The 16,817-nt window shown below is 69.5% G+C and carries 17 protein-coding genes; 6 read left to right on the top strand and 11 right to left on the bottom strand.

The window, feature by feature from the left end; genetic code table 11:
* Nucleotides 1–8: 8 nt before the first annotated feature.
* From JX613_RS14180 to JX613_RS14170, 3 genes are all read right to left on the bottom strand, one after another.
* Complete coding sequence (locus JX613_RS14180; RefSeq protein ID WP_207102119.1) at nucleotides 9–776, bottom strand: hypothetical protein; 768 nt, start codon at nucleotides 774–776, stop codon at nucleotides 9–11.
* 51 nt (nucleotides 777–827) lie between these two features.
* Nucleotides 828–2,120, bottom strand: coding sequence for a serine--tRNA ligase (serS, locus tag JX613_RS14175; RefSeq protein WP_207102118.1), 1,293 nt, complete (start codon nucleotides 2,118–2,120; stop codon nucleotides 828–830).
* A gap of 67 nt (nucleotides 2,121–2,187) precedes the next feature.
* Nucleotides 2,188–2,529 (bottom strand): SoxS protein, encoded by a 342-nt coding sequence (locus tag JX613_RS14170; RefSeq protein WP_207102117.1) that lies wholly within the window; start codon nucleotides 2,527–2,529, stop codon nucleotides 2,188–2,190.
* Nucleotides 2,530–2,594: 65 nt separating this feature from the next.
* Here JX613_RS14170 and meaB point away from each other — a divergent pair, with 65 nt between their 5' ends.
* The 4 genes from meaB (at nucleotide 2,595) to JX613_RS14150 (ending at nucleotide 5,791) form a co-directional block, all read left to right on the top strand.
* Nucleotides 2,595–3,563 (top strand): methylmalonyl Co-A mutase-associated GTPase MeaB, encoded by a 969-nt coding sequence (meaB, locus tag JX613_RS14165; RefSeq protein ID WP_207102116.1) that lies wholly within the window; start codon nucleotides 2,595–2,597, stop codon nucleotides 3,561–3,563.
* Between the two features lie 51 nt (nucleotides 3,564–3,614).
* Nucleotides 3,615–4,679, top strand: coding sequence for a bifunctional transcriptional activator/DNA repair enzyme AdaA (locus tag JX613_RS14160; protein ID WP_237168578.1), 1,065 nt, complete (start codon nucleotides 3,615–3,617; stop codon nucleotides 4,677–4,679).
* Between the two features lie 215 nt (nucleotides 4,680–4,894).
* Entirely contained in the window at nucleotides 4,895–5,185 is a 291-nt protein-coding gene (gene rpmB / locus JX613_RS14155) for a 50S ribosomal protein L28 (RefSeq protein WP_207102115.1), read from the top strand.
* Between the two features lie 132 nt (nucleotides 5,186–5,317).
* Nucleotides 5,318–5,791 (top strand): copper chaperone PCu(A)C, encoded by a 474-nt coding sequence (locus JX613_RS14150; RefSeq protein ID WP_207102114.1) that lies wholly within the window; start codon nucleotides 5,318–5,320, stop codon nucleotides 5,789–5,791.
* 6 nt (nucleotides 5,792–5,797) lie between these two features.
* Here the strand turns inward: JX613_RS14150 and JX613_RS14145 are convergent, their stop codons facing one another.
* Nucleotides 5,798–8,050, bottom strand: coding sequence for a heavy metal translocating P-type ATPase (locus tag JX613_RS14145; RefSeq protein WP_207102113.1), 2,253 nt, complete (start codon nucleotides 8,048–8,050; stop codon nucleotides 5,798–5,800).
* 401 nt (nucleotides 8,051–8,451) lie between these two features.
* Here JX613_RS14145 and JX613_RS14140 point away from each other — a divergent pair, with 401 nt between their 5' ends.
* Both JX613_RS14140 and mnmH read left to right on the top strand, forming a co-directional pair.
* Nucleotides 8,452–9,024 carry a L,D-transpeptidase gene (locus tag JX613_RS14140; RefSeq protein ID WP_207102112.1) on the top strand — a complete coding sequence of 191 codons (573 nt, stop codon included), beginning with the start codon at nucleotides 8,452–8,454 and terminating at the stop codon, nucleotides 9,022–9,024.
* Nucleotide 9,025: 1 nt separating this feature from the next.
* Nucleotides 9,026–10,075, top strand: a complete 1,050-nt coding sequence (gene mnmH, locus JX613_RS14135) for a tRNA 2-selenouridine(34) synthase MnmH (protein WP_207102111.1) — start codon at nucleotides 9,026–9,028, stop codon at nucleotides 10,073–10,075.
* Between the two features lie 50 nt (nucleotides 10,076–10,125).
* Here the strand turns inward: mnmH and JX613_RS14130 are convergent, their stop codons facing one another.
* The 7 genes from JX613_RS14130 to rimI form a co-directional block, all read right to left on the bottom strand.
* Nucleotides 10,126–10,926: a purine-nucleoside phosphorylase gene (locus tag JX613_RS14130; RefSeq protein ID WP_207102110.1), complete on the bottom strand. Its 801-nt coding sequence runs from the start codon at nucleotides 10,924–10,926 to the stop codon at nucleotides 10,126–10,128.
* Nucleotides 10,910–11,962 carry an ABC transporter permease gene (locus tag JX613_RS14125; protein WP_207102109.1) on the bottom strand — a complete coding sequence of 351 codons (1,053 nt, stop codon included), beginning with the start codon at nucleotides 11,960–11,962 and terminating at the stop codon, nucleotides 10,910–10,912. The genes JX613_RS14130 and JX613_RS14125 overlap by 17 nt, the downstream gene beginning before the upstream one ends.
* Nucleotides 11,962–13,056, bottom strand: a complete 1,095-nt coding sequence (locus tag JX613_RS14120; RefSeq protein ID WP_207102108.1) for an ABC transporter permease — start codon at nucleotides 13,054–13,056, stop codon at nucleotides 11,962–11,964. Before JX613_RS14120 ends, JX613_RS14125 begins: the two co-directional genes overlap by 1 nt.
* 3 nt (nucleotides 13,057–13,059) lie before the next feature.
* A complete protein-coding gene (locus JX613_RS14115; RefSeq protein ID WP_207102107.1) occupies nucleotides 13,060–13,623 on the bottom strand; it encodes a hypothetical protein in 564 nt (187 codons plus the stop codon).
* The gene (locus JX613_RS14110; RefSeq protein ID WP_419538836.1) at nucleotides 13,624–15,234 is read right to left on the bottom strand and encodes an ABC transporter ATP-binding protein; all 1,611 of its coding nucleotides are present in this window, start codon (nucleotides 15,232–15,234) and stop codon (nucleotides 13,624–13,626) included.
* Nucleotides 15,235–16,218, bottom strand: a complete 984-nt coding sequence (locus JX613_RS14105; protein WP_207102106.1) for a BMP family lipoprotein — start codon at nucleotides 16,216–16,218, stop codon at nucleotides 15,235–15,237.
* Nucleotides 16,219–16,298: 80 nt separating this feature from the next.
* Complete coding sequence (gene rimI, locus JX613_RS14100; RefSeq protein ID WP_207102105.1) at nucleotides 16,299–16,718, bottom strand: ribosomal protein S18-alanine N-acetyltransferase; 420 nt, start codon at nucleotides 16,716–16,718, stop codon at nucleotides 16,299–16,301.
* Nucleotides 16,719–16,817 lie beyond the last annotated feature (99 nt).

Here is a 16,817-nt window from a genome sequence, read left to right as displayed (position 1 = left end):
GCCTTGCCCTACGTCGCGGCGCGCACGAACACGACCCCCATGCCGGATATGCCGATGATCGCGGCCAGGGCCACGCCGGGGCTGCTGGCCATGGTGGTCACGGCCACCGCGCAAAAGGCCCAGATCATCGCCAGCGAAAAGGCCAGCGACCCGTCCAGCCGTTCCTGGGCGAACATCCCGATCACCGCGCCGGGCAGGATCGCCACGATGGCCGTCTGCGGGGTGGTCAGGTCCAGCGGCGCGCCGATCAGGCTTGCCAGCGTCGCGGTGCCAAGCGCAAGGCTCCACCCCGCCAGGAAGCCCGGCGCGGGACGCCTCTGGCCGCGGGCGCGCATGGCGCCCGACAAGGCGGCGGTCAGCATCAGCAGCGCGCCCAGCGTGGCAAGCGGCTTGTGAACCCCCACCAGCCAGGGCCACAGCGCGCCCCCCAGCAAGGCAAGGCTGAGGGGCAGCCAGGCGGGATGCGGGCCATGGTCCGAGGGGTCCAGGTATTGCCCGATCCCGTCGGCCAGCAACGCCAGCCACAGCGCGGCCAGCAGCATCCACATCAGCGGGTTCTGCGGCTGGACATAAAGCTGCGGCAGGGTCGCCATGGGCAGGCTTGGGCCAAGCTCCAGCGGGCCATAGGAATGGGCTTGAGGCAGGATCGGCGCGGCGATCTGGGCCGCCGGACGGCCCAGGGTCGCCAGAACGGCGCTGCTGGCGACGAAGATCGTCACCGAAGCCAGGTAAAGGATCTCTGCCGCGCGCGCCATGCGGGCAAACGCCCAGGGCACGCGCCCAGTTTCGGCGCGCCCTGCCGCAATCGCGGCTTCACGCGCTTGTGGTCAGACCAGCTGGCCCTCCGCGTCCAGCCGGGTCGCCCCGCCCAGATAGGGATGCAGCGCGGCGGGCAGCGTGACCGACCCGTCCGCCCCTTGGCCGTTTTCCAGCACCGCGATCAGCGTGCGCCCCACGGCCAGGCCCGACCCGTTCAGCGTATGGACGAATTCAGGCTTGCCGGTCCTGTCGGACCGATAGCGCGCGTTCATCCGCCGCGCCTGGAAATCGCCGCAGTAACTGACGCTGCTGATCTCGCGGTATTTGTCCTGGCCGGGCAGCCAGACCTCGATGTCATGGGTGATGCGCGCGCCAAAGCCCATGTCGCCGGTGCAAAGGACGATGGTGCGATAGGGCAGCTCCAGCGCCTCCAGCACGGCCTCGGCGCAGCGGGTCATGCGGGCGTGTTCGTCAACGCCCGTGTCGGCGTCGGTGATGGACACCATCTCGACCTTCTCGAACTGGTGCTGGCGCAGCATGCCGGTGGTGTCGCGGCCCGCGCTGCCGGCCTCGGACCGGAAGCATTGCGAATGGGCGACCATGCGGCGGGGCAGGGTGGCGTGGTCCACCAGGTCGCCGTGGACGGTGTTGGTCAGCGTGACCTCGGACGTGGGGATCAGCCAATAGCCTTCGCGCGTCAGATAGCTGTCCTCGCCGAATTTCGGCAGTTGCCCGGTGCCCACCATCATGTTTTCCAGGACCAGCACCGGCGCCCAGGTTTCCTGAAGGCCGTGGCGGTCCACATGCAGGTCCAGCATGAACTGCGCCAGCGCGCGGTGGATGCGCGCCACGCCGCCCTTCAGCACCACGAAACGGCTGCCCGAGAGCTTGGCGGCGGTCTCGAAGTCCATGCCGGGTTTCACGCCCGCGATCTCGAAATGCTCGACGGGGGTGAAGTCGAAGGCGCGCGGGCTGCCCCAGCGGCGCAGTTCGACGTTGTCGGCCTCATCACGGCCGTCCGGCACGCTGTCCAGCGGCAGGTTCGGGATTTCCATCAGCAGGTCGCGCAACCGGCCGTCCAGAAGCGAGGCTTCGGCCTGCATCCGGGTCACGTCGGCCTTCTTCTCGGCCACCAGCGCGCGCAGGCGTTCGAATTCCGCATCGTCGCCGCGCGCCTTGGCGGCGCCCACGTCCTTGCTGGCTCGGTTCTGGTCGGCCTGGGCGGTTTCCGCCGCGACGATCCGGGCGCGGCGGTCGGCGTCCAGCGACAGGATGCGGTCCGACATCGGCGCGACCCCGCGCCGCGACAGGGCCGCGTCGAAACCTGCGGGGTTTTCCCGGATGGCACGGATGTCATGCATGATCGTCACCCTAGACTGAAAGCGTTGCCCGGTGACTAGCCGATGCGATGGCCTTGCGAAAGCCCGGTCAGCGGGCCTGGTCCAGCAGGGTGTCAAGGGCCGGCCAGAACTGCGCGGGGCTCATGTGGCCTTCCAGCCGCCCCACCTCGGATCCGCCGTCCAGCAGGATGAAGGTCGGCGTGACGAAGGGCCTGCGCGCCAGGGCCAGCCCGTCGGGCCAGGGGCCGTGGATGTCCACCCGCACCAAGGGCGCGGCTTGGCCCTGTTCGGATGCGGCATAGCCCGGGCCGATGCTGCGGTCCCAGGCGGCGCAATAAACGCAGCCCTCCTTTTCCACCATCAGCAGGCGCAGGGGTTCGGCACCGGCGGGCAGGGCGGTCAGGGCAAGCACGGCAAGGACGCGGATCATGGCGGCATTATCGGGCCGCAGGGGCGGCTTGGCAATCGCCGCGCCGCCCCCTATCCCATGGGCCCATGGATGAGCTTATCGAACCCCTGGTCGCCAAGGACCGCCGCGCCCTGTCGCGGGCGATCACGCTGATCGAATCGACACGGCCCGACCACCGTGCCCGGGCCGTGGCGCTGCTGGCGGACCTGCCGGATCGTCAGGCGTTGCGGATCGGGCTGTCGGGCACGCCGGGGGTGGGCAAGTCCACCTTCATCGAGGCCTTCGGGACCATGCTGACCAAAGCGGGCCTGCGCGTGGCGGTGCTGGCGGTGGACCCCTCGTCCGCGCGGTCGGGCGGGTCGATCCTGGGCGACAAGACGCGGATGGAAACGCTGGCCCGCAACCCCATGGCCTTTATCCGCCCCACGCCGTCCAGCGCGCAACTGGGCGGCGTGGCGCGGCGCACGCGAGAGGCGATCCGGCTGTGCGAGGCCGCGGGCTATGACGTGGTGCTGATCGAGACGGTGGGGGTGGGCCAGTCCGAAACCCTGGTGGCCGAGATGTGCGACCTGTTCGTGCTGCTGCTGGCGCCTGCGGGCGGCGACGAATTGCAGGGCGTCAAGCGCGGCATCATGGAGATGGCCGACCTGATCCTGGTCAACAAGGCCGATGGCGACCTGCTGGGCACCGCACGCCGCACGGTGGCCGATTACGCGGGCGCGCTGCGGCTGCTGAGGAAGCGCCCGCAGGATCCGCAGGGCTTTCCCAAGGCGCTGCCGGTATCCGCCGCCACCGGGGACGGTCTGGCGAAGGCGTGGGAGGAGATGCAGGCGCTGGCCGAATGGCGCCGGGAACACGGGCATTTCGCGGCCAACCGGGCAGAGCAGGCGCGCCACTGGTTCCTGGCCGATGTGCGCGCGGGCCTGCTGGCGCGGCTGGACACGCCCGCCGCGCGGGACCGGCTGGCGGGATTGGGGGATGCCGTGGCGGGTGGCCGCGCCGCCCCGGCCGAGGCCGCGCATGAGATGCTGGGCTGGCTGGCGCGGCAGAAATAAACGCCCGATTTCGCGGCCCACGCGCCCCTGCGAATCGGTTAGGGTCAAGGCATGGAGAAGGTGAACGACATGCTGGACCTGCCCGATACCGATACGCTTTATGCCGCGCTGGTGGCGCGGGATCCCGCTTGGGAAGGCCGCGCCCTGGTCGGCGTCACGACCACCGGCATCTTCTGCCGCCTGACCTGTCCGGCGCGCAAGCCGCTGGCCCGGAACTGCCGCTGGTTTGCCACGCCCGATGCCGCGCAGGCCGCGGGCTTTCGCCCCTGCCGCCGCTGTCACCCGCTGGGCGCGACGGCCGAGGGCGAGCCGCTGGTCCGCGACCTGATGGCGCGGCTGGACGAACGCCCCGGCCACCGCTGGTCCGAAGCCGACCTTCTGGCGCTTGGGCACGACCCCTCGACCGTGCGGCGGGCCTTCAAACGGCATTTCGGACAAAGCTTCCTGGAGATGGCCCGCGCCGCGCGGCTGCGGGGCGGGATGGCCAGCCTGGTGAAAGGATCGCCGATGATCGACGCGCAACTGGAGGCCGGCTTCGATTCGGCATCGGGCTTCCGGGCGGCCTTCGCGCGGCTGTTCGGCCATGCCCCGCACCGGATGCGGCAGGGGTCGGACCTGCTGGCAGACTGGATCGACACGCCCCTGGGCGGGATGATCGCCATTGCCGACACCTCGACGCTGCACCTGCTGGAATTCATCGACCGCAAGGCCCTGCCCGAGGGGCTGCGCCGCTTGTCCGCCCATGTGGGCGGCCGTGTCGGCCTGGGCCGCACGCCCGTCCACGACCGGACCGAGGCACAGCTTGCGGCCTATTTCGCCGGAAACGCCCCGTTTCTGGACGTTCCCGTCACCCTGCACGGCACGCCTTTCCAGCAGCAGGTCTGGCGCGCCTTGCAGGACATTCCGGCGGGCCAGACGCGCAGCTATCTGCAACTGGCCGCCAGCATCGACCGTCCCACGGCCATCCGCGCCGTGGCCCGCGCCAATGCCACCAACCGCATCGCCCTGGTGGTGCCCTGCCACCGGGTGATCGGCGCGGACGGCACGCTGACGGGCTATGCGGGCGGGCTGTGGCGCAAGGAAAAGCTGATCGCGATCGAGCGGCGCTATGCCTGATTGCGTCCCGCGGTGGCCGGGGGCCAGCCCCCGGACCCCCGGGATATTTGAGCCAAGGTGAAAGGGCTGGAAAGCTGATTCCCGGTTGACGAGGCGTTCGGCTTCCATTAGGGACGCGCAAACGGAATTCCGGGCGCTGCCTCGCGGCGCCTTTTCACTTTGGGCCGGAACCCCCGCCGGGACCGCCCGCATAGCAAAGACGAAGGATCAACACCATGTCGCGCGTCTGCGAACTGACCGGCAAAGGCCCGATGTCCGGCAACAATGTCAGCCATGCCAACAACAAGACCCGTCGCCGGTTCCTGCCGAACCTGAACGAGGTCACGTTGCTGTCGGAAAAGCTGAACCGTGGCTATTCGCTGCGCATCTCGGCGGCGGCGCTGCGCTCGGTCGATCACCGCGGCGGGCTGGACGCCTTCCTGGCCAAGGCCAAGGACGACGAGCTGTCCGACCGCGCGCTGAAGATCAAGCGCGAGATCGCCAAGGCCCAAGCGCCCCAGGCCTGATCCGGCCCCCGGTTGCGGCAATATGCCCCGTCGTTCAAGCGGCGGGGCTTTTGCATGTCCGTTGCCTTCCGCGCGTCCTTCGGTGATGGTCGCGCCACGCTGCGAGAGTTTCGCCTCAGAAGGACAAGAACGATGATCCGCATGACCCTGGCCGCGCTGGCGCTTGTCACGCCCGCCGTTGCCCTGGCCCAGGACGGGCTGGCGATCCGCGACGCTTATGTGCGCAGCGCCAATCCCAAGACCGCCGCCGCCTTCATGGTGGTCGAGAACCGGGGCGCGACCGACTGCCGCCTGACCGGCGTGTCCTCGGACGCGGCCGCCATGGTGGACCTGCATACCAATGTCGAGGAAGGCGGCGTGATGAAGATGCAGAAGATCGAAGGCGGCATCGACATTCCGGCGGGCGGCGAACATGCCCTGGCGCGGGGCGGCGACCATGTGATGCTGATGGGGCTGGTCAAGCCCCTGGCGGATGGCGACAGCATCGTCCTGACGCTGGACTTCGGGGACTGCGGGACGCAGCAGGTCGAGGCCGCGCTGGACAATGACCGGACCGAGGCGGCCCCCGAAAGCCACGCGGGCCATGGGGGCCACAAGGGCCACTAGGCCCGCTCAGCGCACCCTGCGCAGCCGCAGGGCGTTGCCCACCACGCAGACCGAGGACAGCGCCATCGCCCCCGCCCCCAGCATGGGCGACAATTGCGGCCCGCCAAAGGGCACCAGCACGCCCATGGCAACGGGGATCAGCGCGGTGTTGTAGGCGAAGGCCCAGAACAGGTTCTGCCGGATGTTGCGCATCACCGCGCGCGACAGCCGGACCGCGCGCGCCACGCCCCCCAGGTCGCCCGACATCAGCACCAGGTCGGCCGATTCGATGGCGATGCTGGTCCCGGTGCCGATGGCGATGCCGGTTTCGGCAGCGGCCAGCGCCGGGGCGTCGTTGATCCCGTCGCCCACGAAGACCGACCCTGCGCCCATAGCCCGGATCGCCGCCAGCTTGTCGCCCGGCATCAGCCCGGCCTGCACGTCGTCGATCCCCAACCGCCGGCCCACCGCCTGCGCCGTCGCGGGAATGTCGCCCGACAGCATCGCGGTCCGCAGGCCCATGCGGTGCAGGGTGGCGACCGTGTCGGCGGCCTCGGGGCGGACCGGGTCGGCCAGGGCGAAGGCCGCGGCATGGCGGCCATCGACGGCCAGATGCACGGGGGTCGCGCCCTGGGCTGCGGCTTCCTTTGCCGCGCCGCGCAGGGCGGGGGCGGGATCGATCCCGGCCTCGGTCAGTGCGGACAGGTTGCCGATCAGCAGGCGATGCCCCTCGACCACGCCCGATAGGCCGCGTCCGGCGGTGGCCTTGACCTCGGTCGCCGGGGGCAGGTCCAGGCCGCGCGCCACGGCCCCCGCGACGATGGCCGCGCCCAGCGGGTGTTCGGACCGCGCCTCGGCCCCGGCGGCCAGGCGCAGGGCCTCGGCCTCGGCGATGCCTTGGGTGTGGATCGCCAGCAGCTCGGGGTGGCCGACCGTCAGGGTGCCGGTCTTGTCCATGGCGATCAGGCGGGCGTTCGACAGGCGCTGCAGGGCCTCGCCCCGGCGGAACAGCACGCCCAGCTGCGCGCCGCGTCCGGTGCCCACCATGATGGATACGGGGACCGCCAGTCCCATCGCGCAGGGGCAGGCGATGATCAGCACCGCCACGCCCGCCACGACCGCATGGGCGAGATCCGGGCCGAAGGCCAGCCACAGCAGGAAGGCCAGCGCGGCAAGCCCCATCACCACGGGCACGAAGATGCGGGTGATGCGGTCCACCAGGGCCTGCACCGGCAGGCGGGCGTTCTGCGCGCCCTCGACCATGCGGACGATGCGGGACAGCGTGGTGTCGGCCCCGGTGGCCGTGACGCGATAGGTCAGCGCGGCGGTGCCGTTCACGGTGCCGCCCGTGACCGGATCGCCGGGGGATTTCGGGGCCGGGATCGGCTCGCCCGTCAGCATGGATTCATCGACATGGCCCTGGCCCTCGGTGACGGTGCCATCGACCGCGACCCGTTCGCCCGGGGCCAGCAGCACCAGGTCGCCGGGATGCAGGTCGGCCACGGCGACGGGCACGGGCTGGCCGTCCCGCAGGACGGTGGCGCGGTCGGGGGCCAGTTCGACCAGGGCGCGGATCGCGGCGCCCGCCTGGCCCTTGGCGCGGGCTTCCAGCCAGCGGCCCATTAGGATCAGGGTGACGATAACCGCCGCCGCCTCGAAATAGACGTGGCGCGAGGCAGGCGGGATCAGCCCGGGCATCAGCACCACCACCGCCGAGAACAGGAACGCCGCCCCCGAGCCCAGGGCCACGAGGCTGTTCATCTCGGGTCCGCCGCGCAGCAGGGCGGGGATGCCGGTTGCGAAGAAGCGCCGTCCCGGTCCGGCCAGCACAAGCGCCGTCAGGATCATCTGCATCCAGTTCAGCGGCCCGGTGCCCGCCAGCCCGTGCAGCCAGTGGTGGAAGGCCGGGACAAGGTGGCCGCCCATTTCCACCGCGAAGACCGGCAGTGTCAGGGCCAGCGCGGTCAGGAAGGCGCGCTTCAGGGCGGCGGCCTCGTCAGCCTTGGGCGCAGGCGCGGCGTCCTGCTGGAGCGTGGCGGGATAGCCCAGCCGTGTCACCGCCTCGGCCAGGTCGGCGGGGGACAGGCTGGGGGCATGGCGGATGCTGGCCGATCCGGCCAGCAGGTTCACCTGCGCATCCGTCACGCCGGGGCGGGCGGACAGGGTGCGCGCGACGCGGCCGGAACAGGCGGCGCAGCTCATCCCCTCGATGGACAGGCGGGTGGTGATCAGGTCTTGGGAATCGCCCGGAACGGGCAGGTCAGCGGAGTGAACGGTCATGATGGTTTCCTGAGATCATGCGGCGGGTGCAGGACGGGTTCAGGAAACGGGGCGGCGCCTGCGGGCGGGTGGGCGCCTGCCGGGGAAGTTGCGCGGCGATCAGGGCGCGCGGGTCGATACGCGGCGCATGGCGGGGACGGGCAATAAGGGGGCGCGCGTCCTGGTGGCAGCGGCAGGCCCGGTCGCCCCGGCCCCGGCACAGATGCGCGGGCCGCCGCAGAGGGCGGCGCGCTTTTTGGCAGCAGGGGCGCAGGACGGGGGCCATGACCTTGCAGATGTGCCCCGGACGGCCCCTGGTCAAGGGCAAAGTGAACGCGAAACGCCGTCGTGAGTTGCATGGACAGCCTGTCCCTTGTTATGGGCAGGGCAGAGCAGAAGAACACGAGATTGACAGGATCACCATGAACCGCCGTGAGCTGATGTCGCTGGCCGTGCCGCTGATGGCCGCCGCCTCTTTCGCCCCCTCGCTGGCCTTCTCGCAAGAGGCCGCCCCCCAGACTGCGCGCGATCCCTATGCCCCGACCGAGGTCGCGATCCGCGACGATTTCGAGGTCGGCAGCATCGTCGTGGTCAGCAAGGACTTCTTCCTGTATCACGTGATCGCGCCGGGCCGGGCGGTCCGTTACGGCGTGGCCGTGGGCACGGCGGAACTGGTCTGGAAGGGCCGCGCGACCGTGGGCCGCAAGGTCGAATGGCCGTCCTGGACGCCGACACAGGACATGATCAAGCGCAAGCCCCAGCAATACGCGAAATGGGCCAACGGGATGCCGGGCGGCCCGCAGAACCCCCTGGGGGCGCGGGCGCTGTATCTGTACAACGACAAGGGCCAGGACACCGCGATCCGCATCCACGGCACGACCGAGCCGAATTCCATCGGCCGCGCCGTGTCGAACGGCTGCCTGCGGATGCGCAACGAGGCGGTGATGGCGCTTTACGACCAGGTGCCCGTCGGAACGCCCGTTTACGTCTATTGATGTGGCGCTGACGCTGACAGGCCTGTCGGATCCCGCGCTGGCGGGGTTCGACGACATCATCGACGTCAGGTCTCCGGCGGAATATGCCGCCGATCACCTGCCCGGCGCGATCAACCTGCCCGTTCTGGACGATGCCGAACGGGCGCGGGTCGGCACCATCTACAAGCAGGTTTCCCCTTTCGACGCCCGCAAGATCGGCGGCGCCCTGGTGGCGGCCAATGCCGCGCGCCATATCGCCGGGCCCTTGGCCGACCGCGATGGAAGCTGGCGCGGGCTGGTCTATTGCTGGCGCGGCGGGCAGCGGTCGGGCAGCTTCGCCACCATCCTGTCGCAGATCGGCTGGCGGGTGGACCGGATCGAAGGCGGCTACAAGGCCTGGCGCGCGCTGGTCGTGGACCGGGTGCAGAACCGGCCGGTGCCCGCCCCGGTGATCGTGCTGGACGGCAACACCGGCAGCGCCAAGACCGCGATCCTGAACCGGCTGGCCCGGCGCGGCTGGCAGGTGATCAACCTGGAGGGGCTGGCCAACCACCGGGGCAGCCTGTTCGGCGGGCGCGCCGAGGGCCAGCCCGGCCAGAAGCTGTTCGAGGGGCGGCTGGCCCTGGCGCTGGAAGCCTTGGACCCCGCCCGCCCCGTGCTGGTCGAGGCAGAAAGCAGCCGCATCGGCGCGGTGACGGTGCCCAAGGCCATGTGGCAGGCGATCTGCGCCGCGCCCCGGCTGCGGCTGGAGGTGCCTGTGGCGGCGCGGGCGGGTTATACCGCCGCGACCTATGACGACATGGTGGTGGATCCCGCGCGGGTCGAGGCGATCCTGGCCGCGCTGTCGCGGCTGCACCCCGCCGAGCGGATCGAGGGCTGGCAGGCTGCCGTCGCGGCGGGCGACTGGCGGGGCCTGGCCGAGGGGCTTTTGCGCGACCATTACGACCCGCGTTACCTGAAGCACCGGCTGCGCTATGCCGAGCGGGAAAAGGCGGTTGTTGTTCTGGAGGATTTGCGCGACCTGGACGAGGCGGCGGGGCGGGTCGAGGCTGCCTTGGCGCGGCTGGCGTGAACCCCCTGCGGGGGTTGCCTCCGGCGGGGATATTTAAGTGAAGAAGACGTTTATGCCTTGCGCAGGAAGCGGCGCAGGATGCGTTCCAGTTTGGCGGCGCCAAGCGGGGCCATGGCCTTGGTGTGGTCGTGGCTGATCGATTCGTCCGACAGGCCCGCGCCCATGTTGGTGATGACCGAGATGGCGGCGCAGCGGATCCCCAGAAAGCGGGCCAGGATGATTTCCGGCACGGTGGACATGCCCACGGCATCGGCGCCGAGGATTTTGGCCGCGCGGATTTCGGCGGGCGTCTCGAAGCTGGGGCCCGAGAACCAGCAATAGACGCCCTGGGGCAGGTCGATGCCCTCGGCCGCTGCTGCGGCTGACAGGGCCGCGCGCATTTCCGCGTCATGGGCGTCGGTCATGGGGACGAAGCGGGCGTCGGTCGCCTCTCCGATCAGGGGGTTGGTGCCGGCGAAAGCGATGTGGTCGCTGAGCATCATCAGATCGCCCGGCGGGATGTCCGGACGCAGGGATCCGGCGGCGTTGGTCAGGATCAGCCGGTCGCAGCCAAGCGCGGCCAGGGTTTCCAGCGGCAGGCGCATCGCATCGGCGCGGCCCGATTCGTAGTAATGCGACCGGCCGCCGAAGACGGCGACGCGGCGGCCTTCAAGCTGGCCGATCACCAGGTGCGGGACATGGCCGGACACGCCAGCATGGGGAAAGCCCGGCAGGTCGTCATAGGGGATCGCCACGCCTTCGACCGTGCCCGACAGGTGCCCGAGGCCCGACCCCAGGACCAGGCCGTATTCCGGCGCTTGGTCGCCCGCGCGGTCGCGGATCAGGCGGGCAAGCTCAGCGCTCTTTGACATAGGGTTCTCCTCCGGCGCGGGGCGGGATGGCGCGGCCCACGAAGCCCGCCAGGATGATCACGGTCAGGATATAGGGCAGGGCGTTCATGAACATCGACGGCACGGTGACGATGCCCAGATCCAGGTTCGGATAGCGGTTGGCGAGGGCCTCCAGCAGGCCGAACAGGAAGGTCGCGCCAAGCGCCCCCCAGGGCCGCCACTTGGCGAAGATCAGCGCGGCCAGCGCGATGAAGCCGCGCCCGGCGGTCATTTCCTTGACAAAGCCCGCCGACAGCCCGGTCGCCAGATAGGCCCCCGCCAGCCCGCAGAGCAGCCCGGCAATCGCCACGGCGGCAAAGCGCAGCCGCGTGACCGACACGCCCGCCGTATCGACCGAGGCCGGGTTTTCCCCCACTGCCCGCAGACGCAGCCCGAAGCGCGTGCGATACAGCACCCACCAGGTCAGCGGCACCATGAGGAATGCCACATAGACCAGGATGGAATGGCCCGAGATCACCTCGGCATAAAGCGGCCCGATCACCGGAACGCCGCGCAGGGTTTCGGCGAAGGGCAGGGTGACGTCGCCGAAGCGGGGCGCGGCGGTCAGCGCGGCCGCGCCCTCCGGCCCGGTGATGCCCGATAGCCAGCCCCGGAAGGGCGAAACCTGCGCCTCAAGCTCGGCCCCCGGCGTCAGGCTGGGGGTGCGCCCGCCCAGGCCGAAGATCTTCTGCCCCAGCAGCACCGTCAGCCCCGAGGCCAGGAAGTTGATCGCCACGCCGGAAATCAACTGGTTCCCCCGGAAGGTGATCGAGGCGATGCCGTGGATGGCCGACAGCAGCAGCGCGCCCAAGAGGCCCGCCATCAGCCCCAGCCAGACATTGCCGGTCAGCGCGGCCACGGTGGCTGCGGAAAAGGCGGCCATCAGCATCTTGCCTTCCAGCCCGATGTCGAAGACCCCGGCGCGTTCGGAATAAAGCCCGGCCAGGCAGGCCAGCAGCAGGGGCGTCATCAGCCGCACCGCGCTGTCGAGGATTTGCAGGACGGTGTTCAGATCCATCACGCGCCCTTTTTCCGCATCGCCAGGAACATCCGTTCCAGCGGCATCCGCACCATGTTGTCCAGCGCGCCCGTGAACAGGATCACCAGCGCCTGGATGACGACGATCAACTCGCGCGGGATCGAGGTCCAGAGCGCCAGTTCCCCCCCGCCCTGATAAAGGAACCCGAACAGCAGCGCGGCCAGGAAGACGCCGACAGGGTGGTTGCGGCCCATCAGCGCGACCGCGATGCCGATGAAGCCCGCACCCTCGACCGCGTTCAGGACCAGGCGCTCGGCCTCTCCCATGACGTTGTTGATGGCCATCAGCCCGGCCAGCCCGCCCGAGATCAGCATGGCGATCACGGTGATGCGGACCGGGTTGATGCCCGCGTAAAGCGCGGCGGGTTCGGACTTGCCGAAGGCGCGAATCTCGAAGCCCAGGCGGCTGCGCCAGATCAGCAGCCAGACCAGCACGCAGGCGATCACGGCCACGAAGAAGCTGATGTTGACGGGCGTGTTCTTGCCCCATTCGAAGCCCAGGGCCAGCGCCATGTCCGACAGCTTGGGCAGGTGCGTCGCGTCAGGGAACCGGGCGGATGCCGGGTCCATGCTGCCCACCGGGCGCATCAGGTTCACCAGGACATAGTTCAGCGCGGCGGCGGCGATGAAGTTGAACATGATCGTGGTGATCACGATATGGCTGCCGCGTTTCGCCTGCAGCCACGCGGGGATCAGCGCCCAGGCCGCGCCGAACAGCGCCGCGCCGATCATCGCGACGGGCAGGGCCAGCGCCCAATGCGGCAGGGGCAGGGACAGAAGCACCAGCGCCACGCCAAGCCCGCCCATGGCCGCCTGGCCCTCACCGCCGATGTTGAACAGGCTGGCGTGATAGGCGACCATCACCGCAAGCCCGGTGAAGATGAAGTTCGTCGCGTAATACAGCGTGAAGCCCCAGCCATAGCTGGAGCCCAGGGCCCCGTCGATCATCGTGGTCAGCGCGACGGTCGGGCTTTCGCCGATGGCCAGGATCACAAGCGCCGAAATCGCCATCGCCAGCACCAGAGAGATCAGCGGTGTCAGGATCACATCGGCCCATTTCGGCATCCTGGTCATCGGTCAGCCTTTCATGCCCTGGCAAAGCCCCAGGAAGGTCTTCGCATCGGCGATCTGGTCCCAGGTGATCGCGTCGCCGTTGCCGGCCATGCGCGCCAGGCTGCGGGCACGGGGGACCGCGCCGCCCTTGCCCGGAAAGCCGCGCACGACCAGCAGGTTTTCCTCGGCCCGGGTGGCGCCCTGGCGCGCCTCTCCGGTGCAGCGGCTGCCGTCGGCCAAAGTCGCGAAGGCGATGGCGACGCGGCCCGTGACCTGGGGCGCGGTCGCGGCCTCGGCGGGCATTTCCACGGGGGCGTGGTCGGCGCAGGCGGTGCCGCGCGCGTCCGTCACGCAGTTCGCGGCGAAGTCGTCCTCATAGTCGGACTCCCGGACCGGATCGGCCACGGCCCAGCTGCCGTCGGGGTTGCGGGCGCGGGTCTGGGCGCGGGCCTCGGCGGCCATGACAAGGCGGTCGGGGGCCTCGCCGTCGGGCCAGATGTCCATCTTGGGCATCCGCGTCATGGCGCCGGTGCTGCACCCGGCAACGAGGAACAGGGAGAAAAGGCAGGCGATGCGGGCAGTCGTCATTCACACTTCTCGGGAAAGGTCTTGGGTCTGGGGGGTGGAAGCGGCGTCCACGCCTGCCATCAGCAGGCCCAGTTCGCCGGTCGTGGTGGCGCCGGGCAGGCGTTCGCCCATGATGCGGCCGTCGAACATCACGGCGATGCGGTCGGACAGCGACATGATCTCATCGAGTTCCACCGACACCAGCAGGATCGCCTTGCCCGCGTCGCGCAATTCGACGATGCGCTTGTGGATGAACTCGATGGCGCCGATGTCCACGCCGCGCGTGGGCTGGCCGATCAGCAAGAGGTCAGGATTGCGCTCGATTTCCCGGGCCACGACGATCTTCTGCTGGTTGCCGCCGGAAAAATTGCGCGCGGCCAGGTCGCAACTGGGCGGGCGCACGTCGAAACGCTGGATCTTGCCCTCGGCATCGCGGCGGATGGCGTCGCGGTCCATCAGCGCGCCGCGCCCGTATTCGGGGGCGTCGTGGTATCCGAAGGCCACATTCTCCCAGGCGGCGAAGTCCATGATCAGGCCCTCGACCTGCCGGTCCTCGGGGATATGGCCGATGTTCTGGCGGCGGCGTTCGGCGGCGTTGCAGGCGGAACCCGACAGCGGCAGGGGGGTGCCGTTCACGCGGACCTCGCCCGTGACGGTGCTGCCCTTTTCGGGGTATCCGCCCAGGATTTCCAGCAGTTGCGTCTGGCCGTTGCCCGACACGCCCGCGATCCCCAGGATCTCGCCCGCGCGGATGTCCAGGTCGATGCCGCGCAGGCGTTCCACGCCCGTCGCATCGACCATGCGCAGGTTGCGGATTTCCAGCACCGGCTGGCCTGGCGCCGCGGGCGCCTTCTGCACGTTCAGCAGAACCTTGCGGCCGACCATCAGTTCGGCCAGCTGTTCGGGACTGGTCTCGGCGGTCCTGACCGATGCCACCATCTCGCCGCGCCGCATCACGGACACGGTGTCGGTGATCTCCATGATCTCGCGCAGCTTGTGGGTGATCAGGATGATCGTCTTGCCCTCGGCCCTCAGTCCCTCAAGGATGCGGAACAGGTGGTCGGCCTCGGCGGGGGTCAGCACGCCGGTCGGTTCGTCCAGGATCAGGATGTCGGCCTGGCGATACAGGGCCTTGAGGATTTCGACCCGCTGCTGGTGCCCGACGGAAAGGTTTTCCACCACTTCGTCGGGATCGACGTTCAGTTCGTAATCCTTGGCCAGTTGCCGCAAGACGCCGCGCGCCTTGGACAGCGAGGGGCGCAGCAGGCGGCCATCCTCGGCCCCCAGGATGATGTTTTCCAGCACGGTGAAGTTCTGGACCAGCTTGAAATGCTGGAAGACCATGCCGATGCCCGCGCGGATCGCGGTCTGGCTGTCGGTGATGGTCAGGGGGCGCCCGCCCACCAGGATCTGCCCCGCGTCGGGCTTGTAGAAGCCGTAAAGGATCGACATCAGCGTGGACTTGCCCGCGCCGTTTTCGCCGATGATGCCGTGGATCGTGCCGCGTTCCACCCGCAGGTCGATGTCGCGGTTGGCCTGCACCGACCCGAAGGCCTTGGAAATGCCGCGCAGTTCAATCGCCGCAGGGGCGGCCGTTTCCAGCCGCCCCCCGTTCTGCACCATGGCGGCCATTTACTGGACCGGGCAGGTGTTGTCGGTCATGTAGTCATGGACCTTGATCTCTCCGCTGGCGATCTTGGCGCGCGCCTCATCCACGGCGGCCTGCATTTCCGGGGTGACCAGGGCCTTGTTGTTGTCGTCGATGGCCACGTCCACGCCCTCGGCCTTCAGGTCCATGACCTTGACGCCCGGCTCAACGCCGTTCTTGAAGGCGTCATAGACGGCATTGTCCACGCGCTTGACCATCGAGGTCAGCACCTTGCCCGGGTGCAGGTGGTTCTGGTTGCTGTCCACGCCGACCGACAGGATGCCGCCGTCGGCCGCCGCCTGCAGCACGCCGATGCCCGTGCCGCCCGCCGCCGCATAGATCACGTCGGCGCCTTGGCTGATCTGGGCCTTGGCAAGCTCGCCCCCCTTCACGGGGTCGTTCCAGGCGGCGGGCGTGGTGCCGGTATAGTTGACCAGCACCTTGCCGTCGGGCTTGGCGGCCTTGAAGCCCTGGGAATAGCCGCATTCGAACTTGTGGATCAGCGGAATGTCCATGCCGCCGATGAAGCCCACCGTCCCCGATTTCGAGGCATGGGCCGCCATGATCCCGGCCAGATAGCCGCCCTGTTCCTCGGTGAAGACGATGGACTGGACGTTGGGCTGTTCCACCACCATGTCGATGATGGCGAATTTCGTGTCGGGGTAATCCGGGGCCACCTGGTTCAGCACGTCGCCGAAGGCGAAGCCGGTCATCACGATGGGATTGGCGCCGGTTTCGGCCAGCCGCCGCAGCGCCTGTTCGCGCTGCGCCTCGGACTGCATTTCCAGTTCCTTGTAGGTGCCCCCGGTTTCATCCGCCCAGCGTTTCGCGCCTGTATAGGCCGCTTCGTTGAAGGACTTGTCGAACTTGCCGCCAAGATCGAAGATCAGCGCCGGTTCCGCCAGGGCGGCGGTGCCCGCTAGGGCCGTCAGCGCCACGCCCGCCAGAAGCGTTTTCGTCAGGGACATAAGGAAACCTCATCCTGTTGCATCGGGCGATTCAAGCCACCCGCGTGATGGGGCGATTAGGGCGTATCGGCTGGTGGCGGTCAACCGCCTTCTTGGCGGTCCTCCAGCGGCAGTTCCATGACGATCGCGTCCAGATCCGGCCCGTAATAGCGCCGCCTGCGCCCGGTTTCCCGCCAGCCCGTCGCGGCATAAAGGGCCTGCGCGGGGGCATTGTCGGCCGCGACCTCCAGAAAGGCGCGGGTGGCGCCGCGCGCCCGTGACGTGGCGGCAAATTCCGCGACCAGATCGCGGGCGATACCCTGGCGGCGGGCATCGGGGGAAACGGCCAGGGTCAGCAGTTCCGCCTCGTCCGCAACCGTGCGGCCCAGCAGGAAGCCATCAGGGCGGGCCAGCAGGAAGACATGCGGGCTGTCCAGCAGGGCGGCGAACGCGGGCGCGCTCCAGGGGCGGGGCAGGGTGAAGCAGCGCGCGTGCAGCGCGGCCAGTTGGTCGGGCGTCACGGCAGGATCAGCGGCGGCGCATCGCGGGCGGGGGCCGCATCGGCGGGGCGCAGGTAAAGCGGCGCGGGGCGCGGGCCGGGGTCGGCGCGGCGGGCCAGG

The organism is Paracoccus shandongensis (genome assembly GCF_017315735.1).
GTDB lineage: Bacteria > Pseudomonadota > Alphaproteobacteria > Rhodobacterales > Rhodobacteraceae > Paracoccus > Paracoccus shandongensis.
Note: the sequence above shows the minus strand (reverse complement) of the source record. Positions and strands in the feature narration are given on the sequence as shown.

Coding starts and splice junctions, on each gene's coding strand:
- serS (WP_207102118.1), bottom strand. CDS start 2,120: ATGCATGACATCCGTGCCATCCGGGAAAACCCCGCAGGTTTCGACGCG.
- JX613_RS14170 (WP_207102117.1), bottom strand. CDS start 2,529: ATGATCCGCGTCCTTGCCGTGCTTGCCCTGACCGCCCTGCCCGCCGGT.
- meaB (WP_207102116.1), top strand. CDS start 2,595: ATGGATGAGCTTATCGAACCCCTGGTCGCCAAGGACCGCCGCGCCCTG.
- JX613_RS14160 (WP_237168578.1), top strand. CDS start 3,615: ATGGAGAAGGTGAACGACATGCTGGACCTGCCCGATACCGATACGCTT.
- rpmB (WP_207102115.1), top strand. CDS start 4,895: ATGTCGCGCGTCTGCGAACTGACCGGCAAAGGCCCGATGTCCGGCAAC.
- JX613_RS14150 (WP_207102114.1), top strand. CDS start 5,318: ATGATCCGCATGACCCTGGCCGCGCTGGCGCTTGTCACGCCCGCCGTT.
- JX613_RS14145 (WP_207102113.1), bottom strand. CDS start 8,050: ATGACCGTTCACTCCGCTGACCTGCCCGTTCCGGGCGATTCCCAAGAC.
- JX613_RS14140 (WP_207102112.1), top strand. CDS start 8,452: ATGAACCGCCGTGAGCTGATGTCGCTGGCCGTGCCGCTGATGGCCGCC.
- JX613_RS14130 (WP_207102110.1), bottom strand. CDS start 10,926: ATGTCAAAGAGCGCTGAGCTTGCCCGCCTGATCCGCGACCGCGCGGGC.
- JX613_RS14125 (WP_207102109.1), bottom strand. CDS start 11,962: ATGGATCTGAACACCGTCCTGCAAATCCTCGACAGCGCGGTGCGGCTG.
- JX613_RS14120 (WP_207102108.1), bottom strand. CDS start 13,056: ATGACCAGGATGCCGAAATGGGCCGATGTGATCCTGACACCGCTGATC.
- JX613_RS14115 (WP_207102107.1), bottom strand. CDS start 13,623: ATGACGACTGCCCGCATCGCCTGCCTTTTCTCCCTGTTCCTCGTTGCC.
- JX613_RS14110 (WP_419538836.1), bottom strand. CDS start 15,234: ATGGCCGCCATGGTGCAGAACGGGGGGCGGCTGGAAACGGCCGCCCCT.
- JX613_RS14105 (WP_207102106.1), bottom strand. CDS start 16,218: ATGTCCCTGACGAAAACGCTTCTGGCGGGCGTGGCGCTGACGGCCCTA.